Below are 18,628 nucleotides of genomic sequence, written 5' to 3' on the forward strand. Positions count from 1 at the left end.
AGAACGTGTCGCGGGAGATTATGATGGCCAGGTCCAGCACCTCGGGTGCTATCGCATATTGCGGGCGCCAGGCTCGAGGGCGATGCGTTGTGGCCTCGGCCACCCTTCGCGCCATGGTGGATCGTCAATCGCATCATGGCGCGCCTCAAACCATGAACGATGAGGAGCGCGCCGTCGTCATTGCAATGATCGACACGGGTGCGCGGCCGAGCGAGATCATCAACCTACGCCGCCGACATATCGTCCCGGACGCCACTCCCGCATATCCGCGTGCGGCTGGACGAGCGCGTCCTGAAAACAGCGTTTTGCCACCGCGACATCCCAATGATCAGAATCTTGCTCGAGGCGATGCAGCATTCCCTGACGGCTTCCCGCACCACCGCAACAAGGGCGGCATCCTGTCGGCCGCAGTCAATGCGTACTTCTCCGACCATGGTTTGCGCGAGACAGAGCACCACACGCTTTATTCGCCTCGTCATGGCTTCAAGGATCGTCTGCGAAGCGTCGAAAATGCCGGACGAGCTCGAGGACGGGCTGATGGGCGACGACGCTAAGAAGCCGAAGTATGGGGACGGTCACGGGCTCGGCCTGAAGCGGAAGTACATTCAGCTGGTCGCTCTAGCGCCTGGAATGCGGGTACTCGCTGCGCTGCAGCTGGCGGCGACAGGTTAGGAGTTCGTACTCACGCAGATCCGGATGTTTGCCTTCGGGAGGGAAAGCGGAATCTGGAACATTTTACTCCCCCGTGCTTCATCCGTTTCTAGGGCAGCAACATCAGCTTTGCAAAGAGGAGCCATGAAGCGACCACGCCGGGTCAAGCAGATTTTTTCCCTTGAAGAACGCCTTGCCAAAGAAGCCGAAGAGCTGCGCCAACGGGCTAGGAAGCTTCCTGCATGTGGAGAGCGAGAGGCCTTGCTTGCGAAGGCACAGCATGACGAGACCGCCGCCAATTTGACCGTGTGGCTCCTGTCACCCGGTCAACGCGCGCCCTTCTAGCCCCAGCGCGGAGACGACCTCGCGCCTGCGGGGTTTTCGCTTGGGGAGTGGGCCAGCACCGGGAGTGCGCTGGGATCGCAACAGGGCTTGGTCGAGATCTCAAAAATGGCGCTCTGTTAGCATGATATGGCGCAGCGAGAGCATGCGTCAGCCGTGTTTCATTCCAGCACCTCGGATCCTAGGGTCCTGACCAACTGCAATGGATGGTCCCGCTCACCCACGCCTTTGCGCCTCTTCAGTCTGCATGGACGCGGCCCGCCAACCAGGCCTTCTCCGCTGGCGGCGGCGGCGCTCTGGATACATGAAGGAGTTGCCTTGCTCATTGTGGAACCGCAAGCGGCCGCAACCGCTGCATGCAGGGCTGCACGCGTTCCAACTGGCTGGCGAGCTGCAGCAGAAGTGTCTCGTTGCCGAACGAAGCGATGAACTGTACGCCGAGTGGCAGACCCGCGGCCGTCCGCAGCGGCACGCTCATGGCCGGCGCACCCGTCAAATTGGCGAATGGTGCAAAGTGACACGAGCGTCAAGTTCTGGCGCGACAAGTCGGCGAGTGCTCGTTCCATCGGGCCGAGGCTAGCAATGCTACCCCAGATTCCGGTATTCAGCAAACGCGACCAAGACACTCCACTGCGCGGCAGGCATCACCGCCGGCAAGCATCTTAGACCTAGCTCATTTTGCGCCTTCTGGTGTCAGCTAAGCTGGAGCTTTCGCGTTACGAAGTGCGCCGTTCAAAAAGTTAGAATTCCAGGCGAACCAAGATACCGCCCATAATGCGGATACTTGGTTCGCCAGGACGAGCGCCAAGAGCGCTGGCGTCATCATCGAAAAACGCTCCGGGAAATAGGGACGGTCCGAGCTAGGCCATTGATCAGCATCGCGGACTTTACTTTCTCAAAGGCTCGTTGCTCGATCTGGCGGACGCGCTCCCGCGATATTCCGTATTCGGCCGCAAGCTGTTCAAGTTTTAAGGGTTCGTCGGTCAGCCGGCGGGCGATGAAAATTTGACGTTCGCGTGGATTAAGGGCGACGATGGCGTTGTGCAGACGCTGATGGCGATAGGTTGCCTCCTGCTGCTCGGCCAACGTGGCTTCGTGAGTCTCTGAAGGATCGGCAAGCCAATCCTGCACCTGTTCGGCGCCACCGTCGTCATGAACCGGGACATTCAGGGAAACGTCGCCCCGAAGACGGCGATTTATTTCAACGACATCTCGCTCGGCGACCTTGAGACGTTCCGAGATCAATGCCACCTGCTCTGGCCGCAAATCACCGTCCTGCAGCGCCGCAATCGCGCTTTTGGCCCGCCGTAGCTTGAAGAACAATTTTTTCTGACTGGCGCTGGCCGCGATTTTTACCAGCGACCAGGAGCGAACAATGTGCTCCTGGATTGTGGCCTTGATCCACCACATCGCATAGGTCGAGAGCCGAACTCCGCGGTCCGGATCAAAACGCCTAACCGCCTGCATCAGCCCAATGTTGCCCTCGGACACGATTTCGGAGATGGGGAGTCCGTAGCCGCGATAGCGCATCGCGATTTTTGCGACCAACCTGAGATGGCTGGTGACAAGATGAAATGCGGCTTCGCTATCCCGGTGTTCGTGCCAGCGCCTTGCGTAGGCGGCCTCTTCCTCCGGATCGAGCATAGGAAATTTGCGGATCTCGGCGAGGTATTTGGACAATCAGACGGAGCTGGCAGGCTTGCAATGCTAGTCATGTTTGACACCCCGGTCGCTGCCATGGTGGGGTGCATCGACCAAATCAGAAGAACGGTCGACATTGACAATTAGCCGGAACGGGCTGAACTCGGTGGTCCTCATAGCCAAATCCTCCAAGGAGCAAGATGGGTACGAGCAGGCGTCGGACACCTCCGGCGCCCGTCTGTGCCGGGCCCACGAGGGGCGCCCGGGCCGCTTGTTGCGGCAAGCAGAAAATTATCAAATCGATTTTTGGTTTCAAGAGAAAAGGCAACAATTTTGTCTAACAGCTAATCCATGGTTGCCCGCGATATCGACCTATTTACATCAGCACCGACGCAGCCCGCCACGTCGGTCACCGCCGCGCTAATTTCCGATCCCAGCTTGATTTGCCGAGTTGCGCGCTGACACTCAGGCAACGGGATGCGAAAAATTCGGTTTCGGCGATCCCGGCCAGCCGGATGAGGCGATGGCGATGTTCGGCATCAAGATCCTGAGCTGTGAGAAGCCGCCTGCAATGTTCGATAACTCTGCGTTGGCCACCAGCAGGAAGGATCGCTCGCTCGAAGAAGTCCCTCAGAACCGGCTGGCCGGGATCGCCGAAACCGGACACTGGTCGGTAAGTCGGGCATAGTCGATTGACAAGTTGAGTGGCAGGTTCGGGATGCGATCCGCAATGCCGCTCATGACTGGCGATCAAGTCATTACACTCCGTGCAAATAGGTGCCAGACTCGTGCAAATAGGTGCCGCAATTTTCTGGCGGGTACTCTTGAAAAAGGTACCGGTTTTTTCTAACTCGTTTCTTGCCGCTTACGGGCGGTGCCGGGCGCCAGCTTTGGGTCCGGCTGACTTAACAGGGCGCCGGACCGGTGTCTTGCACGAGTGTCCTGCGCTCCTTCGTACCCATCTTGCTCTTAGGAGGACTTGGCTATGAGGACTTACGACTTCGCTCCCGTTTGGCGTTCGACGATCGGCTTCGACCGCCTCTTCGATCTCCTCGACCAAACCCAGCACCGGCCCGAGGAAAATTACCCGCCCTATAATATCGAGCGGCTCGGCGAAGACCGCTACCAGATCTCGGTGGCGTTGGCTGGATTCAGCCCAGACGAGATCGCGGTTACGGCCGAGCAGAATGTGCTGACCGTTGAAGGTCGCAAGCGCGACCAAGACCAGCATGAGTATCTCTATCAAGGCATCTCGGCTCGTCCGTTCAAGCGGCAGCTCAACCTTGCAGACTACGTGCAGGTAAAGGCTGCGAGGTTCGACAATGGCCTGCTACGGGTCGAACTCGTCCGTGAAATCCCCGAGGCCATGAAGCCGCGGCGCATCGCCATTGGAAGTGGTACTCCCGCTGGGAAAATCATGCAGAAGGCGGCCTGAGCCCGCTTCACATTGAGTCAAATCACGCACGGACCGTAACCGTCCGTGCGCAGACCAAGTTCATGTGAAGGAGGATATCATGGGTATTCGGGATCTTGTTCCCTGGTCCAAAGCTCAAGAACTTTCGACCAAACGCGAGACGTTCGATCCGTTTCTTACGCTTCACCGCGAGATGAATCGCCTGTTCGATGACGCCTTCCGCGGCTTCGGCCTATTCGATCGCGTCAACACTTCCCTAATGGAAGGCCCGTTCAGTTGGCCGCGAATCGAACTGAGTGAGACCGACAAGGAGGTCACGGTTTGCGCCGAACTCCCAGGCCTTAGCGAAAAGGATATCCGGGTCGAAATCGCCAATGGCGTGCTTTCGATTCGCGGTGAGAGGAAAGCTGAACGCAGCGACGAGGCCAGGTTCGTCAGCGAGCGATACTACGGGGCTTTCGAGCGCCAGATTCCCCTTGAGGGCGTCGTGGAAGATCGGGCGAAGGCCGACTTCAAGAATGGCGTACTCACTGTGACGCTGCCAAGGTCTGAGCAGTCAAAGTCGAACGTCAAGCGCATAGCAATCAACAGCAACTGACGCCAGAAGCCGGCGGCGATCACCGTCGCCGACTTCCACTCCCAGACTATAATCAAACGCGTCTCTGGACGCCTCGCCGACCTCCTAACTGCACTAAAGCACCTGGACGATACGAGCGATCCACCGCTGCGCGGAACAATCGCCATGCGGCCGTCTCGTTTCGGCAAGCCCGACTGCACCATTTCCGGTCCCGGACGGCATGTCTCGAAGAAGCGGCATCGGCCGTTGAGGGTATCTCGCGCAGATGCACAGTGGACCCTCGAAGCAAATGTACGGCGGTACCGGAGGCCGTTGAACACTCAACTGACGGACGTGGAACGTAGCTTCATCAAGCGGCGGCTCATCGTTGATCAGCTCAAAAAGCGGACGTCAGACGAACTGAAGCCGGTGCGACCGCTGGTCGCTGGCGTCATATGATCAAAAAGACGCCGCGCTGTGCTCGAGCGGCTTGGCCGGCTCCTGATCCCGCGCGCCATCGATATCTTCCGCGTAGCAACTCGGGTTCCTGAGAGCGGCCATCGAGCGGCAACGCCGAACGCCCGTCCATCTCCAACTGTAACTCCCTCACTTCTGTTCCTTCGTCTTGCGACCGTGCCTTGTATAGGCGCCGCGAAGTTCACCATTCCTCTTTCAATTCGGGGGCAGCTAGGCGCTCAAGCGGATCGCTGCAGCCAAATTGTTCACTAGTGACCACAGCACTGGGAGCGGTGTGCCAGCAGAGGGAACCGGCTGCACTTGGAGCGATTACTGTTAAGAGAGGAACCTCCGTGATAAGTTTTATCCGCGACACCACGCGCATACCCACCGGAATTAGCGGCCTCGACGATATTCTCGGCGGCGGCCTCACAAAGCACCGTGTTTATTTAGTCGAAGGCACACCCGGTACCGGCAAAACGACGCTTTCGTTGCAGTTTCTGCTTGAAGGCATGCGAGCCGGCGAGACCGGGCTCTACATCACCCTTTCGGAAACCGCAGAAGAGCTCAGAGCGGTTGCCGCGACCCACGGCTGGTCGCTGGAAGGGTTGTCCCTGTTCGAACTCGTCAACCAGGACGACCTCGATCCAGACAGAGAACAGACCATACTTCATCCATCAGAAGTCGAGTTGGGGGAAACGACCCGTGAAGTCATGAACCGGGTCGACAAGCTTCGCCCTTCCCGGGTCGTGTTTGACAGCTTGTCTGAAATGAGGCTCCTGGCGCAGAACCCGCTGCGGTATCGACGCCAAATCCTGGCCTTGAAGCAATTCTTCGCAAGTCGCGATTGTACCGTCCTGATGTTGGACGATCGCACGTCGGATCCGAACGATCTTCAACTGCACAGCATTGCCCACGGCGTGATTTCGCTCGAACAGGCCGCCCGGGAATTTGGCGCGGAGCGGCGCAGGTTGCGGGTGGTCAAGATGCGAGGCATTAAGTTTCGCGGCGGTTATCACGACTTCATTCTGAACCGCGGCGGTCTTTCGGTATTTCCCCGGCTTGTCGCGGCAGAGCATGGCACGGAATTTTCTTCCGAAGCAGCTTCGACCGGAAACGACAGGCTCGACCGGTTGCTCGGCGGAGGCCTGATGCCCGGCACCAATACCCTGCTGAGCGGCCCATCCGGCGTAGGAAAGACGACCACAGCGATCTTTTGCATCCGCGCGGCGCTGGATCGCGGGGAAAGGGCGACCTACTTCCTGTTTGACGAAGGCATCAAGACGCTGCTGATCCGCAGCAAAGCCCTGGGAATGGATCTGGCTCGTTATATCGAACGCGGTGTTCTCGATATTCAGCAGATAGATCCCGCCGAGCTTTCTCCCGGGGAATTCACCAGCCGCGCGAGAGTCGCGGTGGAAAACAACGGGTCGTCCTTCGTTTGCATCGATAGCCTCAATGCCTATCTGCAAGCGATGCCGGGCGAGCAGTTCCTGCTCCTGCAAATGCACGAAATGCTCAACTATCTGAATCAGTCCGGTGTCACCACCATGTTGATCCTCGGACAGCACGGCCTGGTGGGCGACATGCGGTCCGATATCGACCTGAGTTATCTGAGCGATACGATCCTGCTGTTTCGCTTCTTCGAGGCCAAGGCGGAGGTCCGCACTGCCATCTCGGTCGTCAAAAGCCGAACGAGTTCGCATGAACGCTCCATACGAGAGTTCACGCTTGGCCCGGGCGGCCTCGAGGTCGGCGAAGCGTTGCGCGACTTCGAAGGCGTGCTGTCGGGCCTGCCTTCCTACAAAGGCGAGACCCCTCTGCTCCCATCGGCGACGAAGGGATAGTCGTGGATCATTCCTTGCGCGAAACACTGTTGATCCTGGCTCCGCGAGGTCGGGATGCGGAGGTGATCCGTCGGGCACTCGAAAGAAACGCCGTGAGGTCTCGGATCTGCGACAGCTTGCCGGCTCTGCAAACCCAAGTCATGAGCGAGACCTTCGGAGGCATCATCTTGACCGAAGAGTCCTTGGCCGGCTCTGGACTGGCGGAGCTGCTTGACGGCTTGACGCGCCAACCTCCCTGGTCGGACTTGCCGATTGTCGCCCTCGCCACCAAACAGGCCGGCCATCGTTCGAAGAACTCGTCCAATCTGCTGCAGCGGCTCGGGAACGTCGTGCTGCTCGAGCGGCCGATCAACGCGGAGACGCTGGCCAGCGCCGCTCAATCCGCATTGCGTGGACGGAGGCGGCAATACCAGGTTGAAACGCTTCTCGAGGAGCAAGAGCGCTCGGCGATCGAATTGAGAGCCCTCAACGAGACGCTCGAAGAGCGGGTCGAGCAGCGCGCCCGCGAGTTGAACGAGGCTCGGGAAACCTTGGCGTTCGCTCTGGACTCCGCCGGCATGGGATCGTGGGATTTCGATCTGGTTCAGGGGTCGGCGCGGAGAAGTGCCAGACACGATCGGATCTTCGGATACGAAACGCCGCTGCCGTCGTGGAGCACGCGCGATTTCATCGCTCACGTTGTCGATGAAGATCGGCAGACGGTCGAGACGGCACTGGCGAAGGCCATGCAGGGCGGCATCTTGGACGCCGAATGGCGCATCGATCGTCGAGACGGCAAGATCCGGTGGATCGCCGCTAAGGGTCGCGTCGTCTATGGCGCCGACGATCGGCCGGTTCGGATGGCCGGGATCCTGATGGACATCACCGAGCGAAAGCAAACGGAGGCCGCGCTGCATCAGGCCCAGCGGATGGAGGCCATCGGTCAGCTCACCGGAGGTGTTGCTCACGACTTCAACAATCTCCTGACGGTTATCGTCGGCGGGCTCGACATGATCATCCGTCGTCCGGACCAACCCCAACGCGTGGCCCATCTGGCTCAAGCAGCCCTGAGCGCGGCCCGTCGCGGCGAACAATTGACGCAGCAGTTGCTGGCCTATTCCCGTCGGCAAATGCTGCGGCCCGAAACATTGAACCCGAACCGACTTCTGCTCGATTTCAAGGGGTTGGCCGACCGCGCGGTCGGGGACTCGATCACGCTTGAATTCCACCTGGACCCCGGCGTCCATCCGATCCACGTGGACGCCGCGCAATTGGAGTCCGCGGTGCTTAATCTCGTCGTCAATGCACGAGACGCGATGCCGCAAGGGGGCGTCATCTCGATCACCAGCAGGAACGTTCACTGCGGGTCTGAGGCGGTGGCGGGAAAAGGCGTCGATCCTGGTGCATATGTGCAGGTCAGCGTCACCGACCAGGGCACGGGAATGGACCAGGACACGCTCGACCGCGTTTTCGAGCCGTTTTTCACGACCAAGGAAGTCGGCAAAGGTTCGGGCCTCGGACTTGCGCAGGTCTACGGGTTCATTCGCAGCGCCGGCGGCTTCGTCGCGATCGACACCGAGAAAGGGCGCGGCACAACCGTAAGGCTTCTTCTGCCACGATCCAACGAGCGCATTTCTCATGACCATGCCTCCTCGACAGGCCAGTTGCCCCTGAGGCCGGCAGCAACCGGCGAAACGGTGCTGCTGGTCGAAGACGACGAACAAGTGCTTGCGATGGCCGTCGAGAGCCTCGAAGAACTGCATTACAGAGTGATCGTGGCGCACGACGCGCGTGAGGCACTCGCGCATCTGCGTGGGCCCGAGCGCATCGACATCATGTTTTCGGACGTGGTGATGCCGGGAGGCATAAATGGAGCTCAGTTGGCGAACCAAGCGAGGACTATGCGACCGGAGCTCAAGGTCTTGTTGACGTCGGGATATGCCGGCGAAGCCGGAGATGCCGAAGTGCTCGACAAGGATATGCCGCTATTGACGAAACCCTACCGCAGGGACGAACTTGCCGAAAAGCTCCGGCTGGTGTTGGGATCGCGGTGATCAGTCGCCACTGCTGCGGCGCCCGGACTGCACAAGTCGGGACGCCAAGCTGACGTTCGACCCTCGCGAGTTGCAGGCCAGAAATCCCCGGCAGGCCAACATCCGTTAGAAGGATGTCTACGAGACGCTCATTAAGGATCTTGTATGCCTCCTGGGCCGTGCTGGCCCATCTCACATTGCATCCAAGATCCTCCAGCATCTCTGTTGTCATGGAGCGGATGAAATGGTCGTCTTCGACAAGCAATACCATCGCGCCCTTGAGAACCTCATTGTTCTTCGACTGATGCGACCCTTGAGGCATGATGCGCTTTTGGGCATGATTGGCCAAAACATGCCTGATCTTTCGTGCGAGTGCCTCGCGCGTGTAGGGCTTCGGCAGGAGCTCTACCCCCGGGATCGAGCCGTCCGCCGTGTACAATGGCGTTCTGTGTGTAGCCGGACGTGAAGAGGACGGCGACGCTAGGTAAGCGATCCTTGGCCTTCCGCGCCAACTCGGGACTGCGCATCGCGCCAGGCATCATCACGTCGGTGAAGATCAGATCAATTGGCATGCCGCCAAGTAAGGGAAGCAACCGGCACGTCGTGCTGGCGGAGGAAGGAATTGCTTCCGGCCCTGGACAGCTAACATTGCCTTTGGCGATCGGATCTTTTTGAGGAATGATAGTAAACTGCGGGTACAGCGGCCACTCAATGAGGCGAGTGGCCTGACTACAATCGTTCCAGCAGTGAACTATCGCTTCCTGCGGCTCGCGCATCTTACTTCGCCACGGCTGGCGTGCCCATGGGGGGTAGCCGCGCGACAACTTGGCTATGCAAATTCGCGAATGAAGCACTGCGCTCATTTCGCGCCAAGCCGTCGGGCCATGGCGGCCGGGGTTCAGCCGCTCTCTGCCCCCGGAAAGACCCGATGTTCCTTCTCCGGAACGTAAACTTGTTGCTGCGGTTAACCTTCCATGGAGGACTCTCGCATGAGCCTGAGACGGATTATAGAAAGTCTTGGACCCTATCCATCGTTGCTCCTTTTGGGGGTGCCGGCCGCCACGGTCGAGCCGCTGAAGGTCGCCGCCGTGGCCGTCGCTGGCAAGGGCCACTGGATCACCGGTACGGCGATGATCATCGCTTGCTACGCGTTCAGTCTTCTGGTGATCGAGCGGCTCTTCGTCATCGTAAAGCCGAAGCTGCTGACGATTCCCTGGTTCGCCAAGCTCTGGGAAGCGTTCGTTTTCGCCCGAACGCGCGCATGGCGGATCCTCAAAACTTCGATCGGCCATCGCAGTGATCGAAAACCAATCGCATCATCCTCATGGAGAGCGCGAAGCTCCCCCCGCTAAAGCAGTCCTCGAGCCCAGGTCTGCCCGGAGATCTCCCGCGCAAGAAAGCCGCGTCAACGCGACGTCCAAGCTAATGCTAGTTCGGGCGCGCCCTTTGTGGCCCGCGGCCACCTCGCCGTCGATAATCGCCTGACCTGGAGCCTCGAACGCGCCTGCGACGAGCGAGAAATTCCTTGTCCAGTCCAACCCGTTATGCGTGTAGGCTGCCGCCTTCCCATGTTGAGATGCGGCTGCACACCGTAGCCATCGTGCTTTAGGCAGCGCCTCGCACCGCCATAGGCACGCGCGAACATTGCCGATTTTTCCCGATCTTAGGAACGAACTGATTTGTCCCACGTTCACCGTTCGAAGCAAACGCGGAGTGGCTGAGATGGGCGTTAGCGATCAGCTCGCATGCATGTCGATGGTGGCAGTGTTCTCACTTGCGTTGATCGTGACGTCCAGTCTGTTCGCGGAATCGAGGGCTGCAAAGAACCTCGCGCTGCCGGCCGTGCAACAGGTCCGCGCCTCCCGCTAGCCGAGCAGGTCGCGGCTATTTGCACGGCGACAAGCGGACCAGCTCAGTGGTTCGCGCTCGGCAACACGAAGAGGGCCGCGGATTTCCCTAGCGAGACGTCAGGAACGGTTGCCGCTTTTTCCCGTTGTCGGGCGCCGACGCCGATACGCGGAATTTGGTGAAGATTGATGCCTCTGCTTCGATACGTTCTGTTTACCAGCTCGATGCTGCTTGGCCTGCTGTTTCTCGCGGATTGGTATTTTCCGGCAACGCCGATCGCCGTCGCCCATGACGACATCGATCGCGCAACGATCCGCATTCGCTCCCAGCACAAATGGCCGGAGCCGATACGGATGGATACGAGCACCCCGCTCGTCACCATCTCACCGGCCCCCCCGGCTCCTATTATCGCCGCGGCTCCGGCGCCCGAGGCGAAACCTGCAGCTGTCGTGCAAGCCGACACGCCTCGGTCAATTCCGTCGAAGGCGCCAGAGCAAGCCACCCGGCACGCCAGATCCACCCGGCACACGCAGCGCGAGAGAAGCCGGCGATTTGCACAACGCGGCCAGCGCTACGCGAGCTACCGCGCGCCGGACCGGCAACGCTGGCCGTTCCCCAGCTGGTGAACTCAGCGCGATTTCCCGGATGCGGATCGCCAGAGCACTGCGTTCGTCGCGTCCATTGCCCGACGAACGCGGCATCTTCCGACAAAGAAGAACTGGCCGCATGATTGTACGTTCAATTCCTGCAAGCGTCAGGCGAGTTCCATTTCGACGGCGATCCGCACCAGGTCGGAGTGGTTCTTCGCGCCGAGCTTCTGCTTGAGCAGGGACGTGGTGTTGGCGACCGTCTTGTAGGAGATACCGAGCGCCGCTGCGACGTTGACGATCTTGTCGCCGCGGCCGAGCAGCCGCAGGATCTCCAGCTCCCGCGCCGACATTTGCGAGGCAGGATTGGCCTTAATCGCGGCTCCAGCGAAGGCGACCGCCTCAGCGAGGTGCGGCGAAATGAACCGCTCGCCTGCGGCGACCTTGCGCACCGCCTTGACGAACAGGCGCGGGTCGTCGCTCTTGGAGAGATAGCCTTGCGCGCCCATCTCTACGGCCCGCACCACGAATGCGGGATCGTCATTCATGCTGAACATGATGATGCGAGCGTCCGGATCGTCCTTGCGGATCCTGCGCAGCAACTCAAACCCGGAGACGTCGGGAAGCTTGATATCGATGACGGTCACGTCCGGACGCTTATGCATGAAGGCACGATGGCCGGCCTTGGCGTCGGCAGCCTCGTCGATCCTGACCGTCTTGTCGGCTGCGAACAGGGATCTGCAGCCCGACACCACCACCGGGTGGTCGTCGACGATTAATACCCTTGTGGCTGATTTGGCCGTATCGTGCACGACTGCCTCCGCTGCCAAAATAGAACTTCGCGCCGGAATTAAAAGAGAAGATTCGTCGAATGGAGCCCGAAGTGCCAAGAGCCACAGAAAGTCCCTCGACAAAATTCTCAAGTCAACTCTGGAACCGGCTCTCCCTGCGCGCACGGCTGTTGCTGCCACTGGGGGCAATGGTCGTCGCCGCGCTGCTGCTCGGCGGCGTTGCCTTACAGACTTTCTCACCCGAGCAGTTCGAAGATGAGAATGCCCAGGGCGCGCGCGCTGCCCAGTTCGTGGCCAATGCGCTAAATGCTGCGCTCGCAGCCGCGAGCAATCCGCAACAGACGCTCGACGCGTTCGCGGACGGACTGGGCACGCTTGCCGGCATCGAGTTCGTGCCGGCGGGATCGAGGCCGCCCCGCACCGCCACGGACACCCATCGCGGCAACGTTCCCGCTTGGTTCACCGCCCTGCTACAGATTCCGCAGCTTGGCTCGACCCATCCAATCAGAGTCGGAACGGCGCATGTCGGCGACATCGTCTTCAGGCCGGACCTCTCGGCCGAGATCCTGGAAAAATGGATAGGCTTTCTGGCCATCGTCGCGTCCAGTGCGGCGCTGATGCTGCTTGCCGGGCTCAGCGCTTATTTCACAACAGGCACTGCGCTGCGGCCGCTGGCGCAGCTCGGCGCCGGACTGACCCGGATGCGAAACGGCGACTATGATGCCACGATTCCATTGGGCGGCCCACCCGAGATCCGCCAGAGCTGTGCAGAGGCCAACGAGCTCGCTGCGACGCTGAAGCGCCTCAGCCGCGACAATCGAGACCTGCTGCGCAAACTCGTCGCCGTGCAGGACGACGAGCGCCGCGAGCTGGCCAGGGAACTTCACGACGAGATGGGGCCGCTTCTGTTCGCGATCCGCGCCAACGCGACGGCGCTGTCAGACCCTGAGGCGGAAGGCCCTCCCGAGCCCGGCTCGCCGGCGCACGGCATCCTCAGCGCGGCTGAGGCCCTGCAACAGGCGAACCGGCGCGTGCTGGAGGGCCTGAGCCCGGTCTACGTTGCGGAACTCGGGTTAGCCGCGAGCATCCAGGCGCTGCTGCGCAATACCCAATCCCAGGCTCCCGGACTTCGCGTCACATCCCGGATCGATAATCTTCTCAATGAGCTCGACGGCCCGATCTCGCAGACCATCTACCGCGTGATCCAGGAGGGCTCGATCAATGTGCTTCGGCATGCGCAAGCGACCACGATGGGCGTCGTGGCGACGGTCAACAGCGAACAGATCCAGATCGAGATATACGACGATGGCATTGGCCTGCCGCAAGACCTGACGTTCGGCAGAGGCCTGACTGGCATGCATGACCGCGTGCGCGCGCTCGACGGAACACTGCAGCTGCTCCGCGAGCACGGCCAGACCGTCGTGCGCTGCTGGCTTCCGCTCGACCGCCCTGTTGGGCCGTGACGAAGACATCACCGCGACGACGGGGCGCAGCACATGTGCTCAATCTTGCCCTTTGCATCGAACATAAATTCGATCCTAACCCGCCTGCCCTCGAAGCTCAGATAGTTCAGCGTCACCCGGTCTGCCGCGGCGCGATCTCTTCGAGCCTAAACGCGTCCGACGTCAGCGTGGACAGCTTCGGCCGCCAATAGTCCGCCAGCGCAGATCGACCGTTGATCCACCTCCCCTCGCACGGGCGTGGGGAGCCTCGAGGCCGCCTATTCCACTTCCAGCAGCCGGGCATAGGACCTAGCGGCCCGGCCATCCCGGGCCGCGGTGACGCGCTCAACGCCAGCTACCCTAGCTCGAGGTGAGGTGTCTCAGCTGCGACACCCATCAGACGGTCGCACTGGATATCGTGCGACAGCCGAAGTCGACGCCAATCCGCGCGCTAGCGCGGTACATGCGATGCAAGCAGTGCACTCGGCTGCATGGCTATCCGTTCAAGCGGAGCCATCTCGTGGCATTGAGGACCACCAAGATCCCGACCATGAACCCGCGCGCTAGGGTCGGGTCGTCGCTTTATTGCTTCCATGAAACAAAATTAAACCGATTGACGAAATCCGCAGGTAATGTTTGACGACTAGCCTTTCCCCATTGATTTGGGGAGAATTGCAAATGGTTGCGCTTTCGAAGCCCGTTACTGCTCTTCAAGCTGCTCGACGGCCCATTTCGGGTCTTGCCGTCGTAGCTCTGTTCAGCCTCTTCGGCCTGGTGCTGTCTATCGCTCTCGCGCGGTACGGGATCGATATCGCCGCGAGCATGTAGCTCGCGATTGCCAGTCGGGTCTGCGTAAGCCTGTTCCAGGAATAGGACGATTGCCGTACCTTCCGGTATTGGCGCCTGACCTCGATTGCTGAATCGGCCGCATCCCCTTCCTGCATAAACACCGAGGTGTCACGTTCAGCGTGACCCGGTAAACGACGATCAATTGAGATCGTCATTGAGCTTAACGATGAAACGGCACACGGCGCGGCGCACGAGGCTGCCCGAGTTGGCAAAGCTGCGCGCCGAAATTGTTGATAATCCGCAAGCTCAAGGAGACGATCAGACCAGTCTGAGAATGCGAGAGCTTCCCGACTGATGCGCGGAAACGAGGTCATCCGACCGATGATAGGATGAGGCGACGCCGGCTGAATATTGGCCAGCCTACAGCATGCAATGGGCTCAGGCTGGCTCGAATACCACGAGAGCGGGACGTTCGTGCGAAAGAAGCAGGCCGGGAAAGACCTGTTCACATAAAAAACACCAGCGCTGACGGCCAGCGGCAACGCTGGTGCTGAAGTTCCGGGGACGTGTAGCGAGCGCCCCCACGTTGGGAATTTTCCGCAAAACCTGCCGCCCAAGACAATGCGAAATTCGTCTAAGCGAGTCGCGCTTGCATCCCTGAATATTATCTTTCGGGCATACCAAAGCTCAAATTTGCCTGCCTCACGGTTGGGCAAGCCGTGCCCGCGAGTCCCGAATAGTTCCACGATATCAAGCACGACCGCTACCGCCTCTGCCTCGAGCGCGTCTGGCTGATCACTAGGGCCCCCACGACTGAACGAAACGCCTCCTGTGGATCGTTGAGGCCGGGCTTCAAGAACCGTCAGAAACAGGTTGAGATTGACGGCGAGAGGATCGTGCGCGGCGTTGACGGCTACTCCGACATCAACGTCCTACACTCAGGCGAGCACAATACCGCGGTCGAGATGCTCCGTTCGGGAGCCCGGCGACGAAAAATAACCTACGTGAATCCAATGAAGCAAAATTGCAACCTTTTCCCGCGCATTCGCGGTTGGTCACTTTTCGGGCTTGTCCCTCCGCTGAAATCAAATCACGGTTACGTTGACCAATCCTGATGACGCGGGACTGGCCAAGTGGCCCCAGCAATCGCCCCCTGGGCCTCCAAGGGTTGCTGGGGCCGCTAACAAGGCCAGATTCTTGCACGCTATAAACCAGGCACTCCGGTGACGGCACCACCGACCTATTCTATCTTCGTCGTCGAAGACGAGACGATGATCAGGATGCTGGTCGTGGAAATGCTAGAGGAGCTCGGTCATACCGTCGCGGCCGAAGCCGCTCACTTGGAACAAGCGCTTGATCTGGCAAGCAGTAGTCAGTTCAACCTTGCGATCCTGGATATAAACCTCGCCGGCAGATCAAGTTTACCGGTGGCGGAGGTCATCAAGGCACGCAAGCTCCCCTTCATCTTATCAACCGGTTACGGCGCGAACGGCATGCCACCCGACTTTGCCGATGCTCCTGCTATCCAGAAACCTTTCACCATTGAAGCGCTGGGCCGAACGATCAACGAACTTATGAAAGGGACGTTACCCTAGCCGATGCCCATTAGGCGCTACATCTGCCGATCGAATGATTGAGCGCGCTTGTCAGAACAGTAGCAGGTGAATCGCTATCGAGAGACGCACCTCGACCATCTCGCGCGTCCATCGAGACATTTAGCGCCATCCGCAGCGCGTCTAGAAGGCAGATGCGGAAATCTTCGAGGGCCGGCAACGCTCACGAAAGATCTTGGGATAGTAGGTCGACGAGCGACGCTATCAATATGATGAGCAGCGAAGCCGAGACGAAGAAAAGTAGGTAATCATGCGACATGATCGTTACCGGTCCCTTCGCCATGGCGCTCGTTTCAGCGACGATTTGGGTTCTCGGCATTGATGCATCAGGGCACCAGGTAGGCAGCCGGCATTTGCAAAAGAACTGCCCGGGCGAAAGGCAGGCGCGCAGCGGACCGACGACTATGGCGCCGTTGCCGTTTAGGAACGATCCCAGGCAAGCCTTGTTTTTCAGTCTGCTCTTAGAAGCAGGAAGGAAAACGGACCAATGAAAATCGCAAAAATTGCCTTGGCTACCGCGTTCGTATTCGGTTCAATTGCTGCGGCATCCGCACAAGGCGGCGGTGGTGGTGGTGACTCGCCGGCCGCGACCTCGGGTCAGGGCGCGTCCAGCAGTCCCAGCGCGGCAAATCCAGGTGCAACGCAGAATGACCCGAAAGAGCGGGAAGGCACGACAGGCAAGAGCACCGGCACGACGCCCAAGCAAGGTGCGATGTCCAAAGACATAAGGAAGTGAGCCACGATTAGGAATACTTCATCGGAATTGCTCCACTTCAACCCGGCCTCAGCATGTCCTCCTCGCTGGGGCCGTCTTTTACGAAGGTACGATGCGGTGCAACATCCTCTCCCGCCTCCTGATGTACTACGTCTGTTGCGGCGACCGCGGTGTTCCGGGCGCAAGATCAGACGGCGGGCACAGCCGAGCCAGCCCATTCGTAGCCGGACGCGTCTCGTTGCGAGCTATACGCATCGTACTTTGTCCTGCCATCTTGATCGCCCTGGCATTGGCACGGCCACCCCCGCATGCGTCTGCGCGTCGTAGATCCTAATCTGAAGCATGGGAAAACGCTTCTTCAGTTCGCCACCTGCCCTGGCGCCGTCTCTGGTTGTACACTCGGCTTTGAGCCGGCCGTCCCCTTCAAGCGCGCAGCCAGAGGCCGGCAATTCACGGGTGGCTGCAACCATTTCATTCCCATTGTGCAGTGAGGTGATTGGGAATGATGGGTAGCGTGAGTCGCCCAAATAGCGCCGAGCCACCTGTCCAAGCGCGGTGATTGGCCAGCGCACGTTGTGGATTGGGCCCTGCGGGATCGTATCAAGGATGGGCATTTGCATCGTCCGAACAGGCGGACGGCTTTCCACTTGCGCGGATGCATGCACGATAGAGCCACGGCTCGACGAAGCTGCCCTTCCAGAGTCCCTGGCCGGTGCGTTCGGCCTCGCGCTGAGCTTCGTGATACCTACTCTTAGAGTATTGAGGCCAATCCAGCGCAAGGCCATTGCGTACAAGCCATTCGCCGAGATCCGCACCACCGACCCTCGGTCGCGACCGTACGGCCATACGAGTCGAGGCTAACTGGAACACAATTGACGGGATGGCGGGCAATGAAGGCGTCAAGGCAAAAGCCGAATGCGCACTCCGCGCATTTCCAATGTGTCGCCGTCGATCACGCTGGTTTGTCCGACAAAATCGTCGGCTAACGCCACGTTCGACAGAATGGCGAGAATCAATGCGACAGAGGTTCGGCGCATTCCAATGACTTTATAGCTACCGCAAATCTCGCAGGTTGGATTTCGGACAGTTCTCGAGTGGGTTCATTGCCGGCAGGTTCTCTCTGGCCGCTCGAGATAGTGAAACTCTGTGCCGCGCAGCCACTCGTCACGCGCGACGCGGACAAGGTAGACAAGATTGCTGCGCGGCTGGTTTTGCACAAGGCGACGGAACACGTGGAAAAACATCTGCCCCGACGATTTCGAATCCCCGCCCTGTGTTAGCAGCCGGAACGAATCGAGGGTTGCAAGGATTCGTCCGCTCGGAGGAGCGATCTTGATGCTGATGAGCAAGGAGGGGCGGACGGCGATCCGCACGGTGCGGGGGTGGGCAATAACCGTGCTGCAGGAGGCAGGCGCGATCTGCGAGTGTGAGTACCACGGCTGGATGCAGGACCGCGCAGATCCACACGCCCGTCAGCGGGGGCTCGAAATCGCCCGCCAGGATCCGCCACCGGGTCTTTCGCCCGAGGCGGCCGCCGGCGCGGTGTTCGAAGTCCTGGACTCGATCGGCGATACCTGCCCCGAATGCCGGCCCGAGGTCTAGGCAACGCGCCGGACAATCGGCGCGAGCAAAGACCTAGCGCTCGAGACGCTTCTCAACCCGCTTCCGGCTGTTGCCGACCTTCTTGACAGCCTTCTTGACCGCTAACGCTGACCGGCCCGTCTTCTTGGACTCGTACCCCACTTCATACTTTTGCCCGCCGGCCACACGGGCCCGGTCCTGCTTGCGCCCGCGCGCCGTCTTCTTCTTCGCTGCCGCCATCAGCTCCTCCTTGTCGTATTGATGACAGACCAACGCAGCAACGGATTCACGGGTTCCGGAACGATTCGAACTGTGTCAGTTTGAATCAGCTGTTGCGTGGAGT

At 59.9% G+C, this 18,628-nt stretch carries 19 protein-coding genes and 3 pseudogenes; 15 read left to right on the top strand and 7 right to left on the bottom strand.

Annotated elements, in window-relative coordinates; genetic code table 11:
* The first annotated feature begins 113 nt into the window (after nucleotides 1-113).
* From ACVWW1_RS20200 to ACVWW1_RS20210, 3 genes are all read left to right on the top strand, one after another.
* Complete coding sequence (locus ACVWW1_RS20200; protein ID WP_456657193.1) at nucleotides 114-554, top strand: hypothetical protein; 441 nt, start codon at nucleotides 114-116, stop codon at nucleotides 552-554.
* The gene (locus tag ACVWW1_RS20205; protein ID WP_456657194.1) at nucleotides 538-672 is read left to right on the top strand and encodes a hypothetical protein; all 135 of its coding nucleotides are present in this window, start codon (nucleotides 538-540) and stop codon (nucleotides 670-672) included. The genes ACVWW1_RS20200 and ACVWW1_RS20205 overlap by 17 nt, the downstream gene beginning before the upstream one ends.
* Before the next feature lie 123 nt (nucleotides 673-795).
* Nucleotides 796-996, top strand: coding sequence for a hypothetical protein (locus ACVWW1_RS20210; RefSeq protein WP_456657195.1), 201 nt, complete (start codon nucleotides 796-798; stop codon nucleotides 994-996).
* Between the two features lie 319 nt (nucleotides 997-1,315).
* On the opposite strand, the pseudogene ACVWW1_RS20215 reads toward ACVWW1_RS20210, so the two are convergent.
* Both ACVWW1_RS20215 and rpoH read right to left on the bottom strand, forming a co-directional pair.
* Nucleotides 1,316-1,495 (bottom strand): annotated as a pseudogene (locus ACVWW1_RS20215) (amidase); the annotation flags it as partial.
* A gap of 320 nt (nucleotides 1,496-1,815) precedes the next feature.
* Nucleotides 1,816-2,673, bottom strand: a complete 858-nt coding sequence (gene rpoH / locus ACVWW1_RS20220; protein ID WP_456657196.1) for an RNA polymerase sigma factor RpoH — start codon at nucleotides 2,671-2,673, stop codon at nucleotides 1,816-1,818.
* A gap of 412 nt (nucleotides 2,674-3,085) precedes the next feature.
* On the opposite strand from rpoH, the gene ACVWW1_RS20225 reads away from it, so the two are divergent.
* The 5 genes from ACVWW1_RS20225 to ACVWW1_RS20245 all read left to right on the top strand — a co-directional run bounded on the left by ACVWW1_RS20225 (nucleotide 3,086) and on the right by ACVWW1_RS20245 (nucleotide 8,940).
* On the top strand, nucleotides 3,086-3,322 hold the full coding sequence (locus tag ACVWW1_RS20225; RefSeq protein ID WP_456657197.1) for a hypothetical protein: 237 nt from the start codon (nucleotides 3,086-3,088) through the stop codon (nucleotides 3,320-3,322).
* Nucleotides 3,323-3,619: 297 nt separating this feature from the next.
* Nucleotides 3,620-4,069, top strand: coding sequence for an Hsp20 family protein (locus ACVWW1_RS20230; protein ID WP_456657198.1), 450 nt, complete (start codon nucleotides 3,620-3,622; stop codon nucleotides 4,067-4,069).
* Nucleotides 4,070-4,148: 79 nt separating this feature from the next.
* The gene (locus ACVWW1_RS20235; RefSeq protein WP_456657199.1) at nucleotides 4,149-4,646 is read left to right on the top strand and encodes an Hsp20/alpha crystallin family protein; all 498 of its coding nucleotides are present in this window, start codon (nucleotides 4,149-4,151) and stop codon (nucleotides 4,644-4,646) included.
* Between the two features lie 767 nt (nucleotides 4,647-5,413).
* The gene (locus tag ACVWW1_RS20240) at nucleotides 5,414-6,907 is read left to right on the top strand and encodes an ATPase domain-containing protein (protein ID WP_456657200.1); all 1,494 of its coding nucleotides are present in this window, start codon (nucleotides 5,414-5,416) and stop codon (nucleotides 6,905-6,907) included.
* Between the two features lie 140 nt (nucleotides 6,908-7,047).
* Entirely contained in the window at nucleotides 7,048-8,940 is a 1,893-nt protein-coding gene (locus tag ACVWW1_RS20245) for an ATP-binding protein (protein ID WP_456657201.1), read from the top strand.
* A gap of 118 nt (nucleotides 8,941-9,058) precedes the next feature.
* Here the strand turns inward: ACVWW1_RS20245 and ACVWW1_RS20250 are convergent.
* Nucleotides 9,059-9,241: pseudogene (locus ACVWW1_RS20250) on the bottom strand (hypothetical protein); the annotation flags it as partial.
* 667 nt (nucleotides 9,242-9,908) lie between these two features.
* Between ACVWW1_RS20250 and ACVWW1_RS20255 the strand changes: the two are divergent.
* Complete coding sequence (locus ACVWW1_RS20255; protein WP_456657202.1) at nucleotides 9,909-10,271, top strand: hypothetical protein; 363 nt, start codon at nucleotides 9,909-9,911, stop codon at nucleotides 10,269-10,271.
* Between the two features lie 720 nt (nucleotides 10,272-10,991).
* Nucleotides 10,992-11,393, top strand: a complete 402-nt coding sequence (locus ACVWW1_RS20260) for a hypothetical protein (RefSeq protein WP_456657203.1) — start codon at nucleotides 10,992-10,994, stop codon at nucleotides 11,391-11,393.
* Between the two features lie 128 nt (nucleotides 11,394-11,521).
* Here the strand turns inward: ACVWW1_RS20260 and ACVWW1_RS20265 are convergent, their stop codons facing one another.
* The gene (locus ACVWW1_RS20265) at nucleotides 11,522-12,166 is read right to left on the bottom strand and encodes a response regulator transcription factor (RefSeq protein WP_456657204.1); all 645 of its coding nucleotides are present in this window, start codon (nucleotides 12,164-12,166) and stop codon (nucleotides 11,522-11,524) included.
* Between the two features lie 71 nt (nucleotides 12,167-12,237).
* Here ACVWW1_RS20265 and ACVWW1_RS20270 point away from each other — a divergent pair, with 71 nt between their 5' ends.
* From ACVWW1_RS20270 to ACVWW1_RS20285, 4 genes and pseudogenes are all read left to right on the top strand, one after another.
* Nucleotides 12,238-13,608 carry a histidine kinase gene (locus ACVWW1_RS20270; RefSeq protein WP_456657205.1) on the top strand — a complete coding sequence of 457 codons (1,371 nt, stop codon included), beginning with the start codon at nucleotides 12,238-12,240 and terminating at the stop codon, nucleotides 13,606-13,608.
* Between the two features lie 281 nt (nucleotides 13,609-13,889).
* Nucleotides 13,890-14,227, top strand: a pseudogene (locus tag ACVWW1_RS20275) (hypothetical protein); the annotation flags it as partial.
* A gap of 1,372 nt (nucleotides 14,228-15,599) precedes the next feature.
* On the top strand, nucleotides 15,600-15,971 hold the full coding sequence (locus ACVWW1_RS20280) for a response regulator (RefSeq protein ID WP_456657206.1): 372 nt from the start codon (nucleotides 15,600-15,602) through the stop codon (nucleotides 15,969-15,971).
* A gap of 505 nt (nucleotides 15,972-16,476) precedes the next feature.
* Nucleotides 16,477-16,725: a hypothetical protein gene (locus tag ACVWW1_RS20285; RefSeq protein ID WP_456657207.1), complete on the top strand. Its 249-nt coding sequence runs from the start codon at nucleotides 16,477-16,479 to the stop codon at nucleotides 16,723-16,725.
* An 878-nt stretch (nucleotides 16,726-17,603) separates the two neighbouring features.
* On the opposite strand, the gene ACVWW1_RS20290 is transcribed toward ACVWW1_RS20285, so the two are convergent.
* On the bottom strand, nucleotides 17,604-17,741 hold the full coding sequence (locus ACVWW1_RS20290) for a hypothetical protein (protein WP_456657208.1): 138 nt from the start codon (nucleotides 17,739-17,741) through the stop codon (nucleotides 17,604-17,606).
* Nucleotides 17,742-17,804: 63 nt separating this feature from the next.
* Nucleotides 17,805-18,053: a hypothetical protein gene (locus tag ACVWW1_RS20295; protein WP_456657209.1), complete on the bottom strand. Its 249-nt coding sequence runs from the start codon at nucleotides 18,051-18,053 to the stop codon at nucleotides 17,805-17,807.
* Between ACVWW1_RS20295 and ACVWW1_RS20300 the strand changes: the two genes are divergently transcribed.
* Entirely contained in the window at nucleotides 18,040-18,306 is a 267-nt protein-coding gene (locus tag ACVWW1_RS20300) for a hypothetical protein (protein WP_456657210.1), read from the top strand. The two genes, ACVWW1_RS20295 and ACVWW1_RS20300, sit on opposite strands and share 14 nt — an antisense overlap.
* Before the next feature lie 33 nt (nucleotides 18,307-18,339).
* Here the strand turns inward: ACVWW1_RS20300 and ACVWW1_RS20305 are convergent, their stop codons facing one another.
* The gene (locus tag ACVWW1_RS20305; protein ID WP_456657211.1) at nucleotides 18,340-18,525 is read right to left on the bottom strand and encodes a DUF3606 domain-containing protein; all 186 of its coding nucleotides are present in this window, start codon (nucleotides 18,523-18,525) and stop codon (nucleotides 18,340-18,342) included.
* Nucleotides 18,526-18,628: the final 103 nt, after the last annotated feature.

The organism is Bradyrhizobium sp. JR3.5 (assembly GCF_054057015.1).

What these genes read in the sequence shown, in the direction of transcription:
- ACVWW1_RS20200 (WP_456657193.1), top strand. Translation starts at nt 114, where the DNA reads ATGGTGGATCGTCAATCGCATCATGGCGCGCCTCAAACCATGAACGAT.
- ACVWW1_RS20205 (WP_456657194.1), top strand. Translation starts at nt 538, where the DNA reads ATGGGCGACGACGCTAAGAAGCCGAAGTATGGGGACGGTCACGGGCTC.
- ACVWW1_RS20210 (WP_456657195.1), top strand. Translation starts at nt 796, where the DNA reads ATGAAGCGACCACGCCGGGTCAAGCAGATTTTTTCCCTTGAAGAACGC.
- ACVWW1_RS20230 (WP_456657198.1), top strand. Translation starts at nt 3,620, where the DNA reads ATGAGGACTTACGACTTCGCTCCCGTTTGGCGTTCGACGATCGGCTTC.
- ACVWW1_RS20235 (WP_456657199.1), top strand. Translation starts at nt 4,149, where the DNA reads ATGGGTATTCGGGATCTTGTTCCCTGGTCCAAAGCTCAAGAACTTTCG.
- ACVWW1_RS20245 (WP_456657201.1), top strand. Translation starts at nt 7,048, where the DNA reads ATGAGCGAGACCTTCGGAGGCATCATCTTGACCGAAGAGTCCTTGGCC.
- ACVWW1_RS20255 (WP_456657202.1), top strand. Translation starts at nt 9,909, where the DNA reads ATGAGCCTGAGACGGATTATAGAAAGTCTTGGACCCTATCCATCGTTG.
- ACVWW1_RS20260 (WP_456657203.1), top strand. Translation starts at nt 10,992, where the DNA reads ATGCTGCTTGGCCTGCTGTTTCTCGCGGATTGGTATTTTCCGGCAACG.
- ACVWW1_RS20285 (WP_456657207.1), top strand. Translation starts at nt 16,477, where the DNA reads ATGAAAATCGCAAAAATTGCCTTGGCTACCGCGTTCGTATTCGGTTCA.
- ACVWW1_RS20290 (WP_456657208.1), bottom strand. Translation starts at nt 17,741, where the DNA reads ATGCGCCGAACCTCTGTCGCATTGATTCTCGCCATTCTGTCGAACGTG.
- ACVWW1_RS20300 (WP_456657210.1), top strand. Translation starts at nt 18,040, where the DNA reads ATGCTGATGAGCAAGGAGGGGCGGACGGCGATCCGCACGGTGCGGGGG.
- ACVWW1_RS20305 (WP_456657211.1), bottom strand. Translation starts at nt 18,525, where the DNA reads ATGGCGGCAGCGAAGAAGAAGACGGCGCGCGGGCGCAAGCAGGACCGG.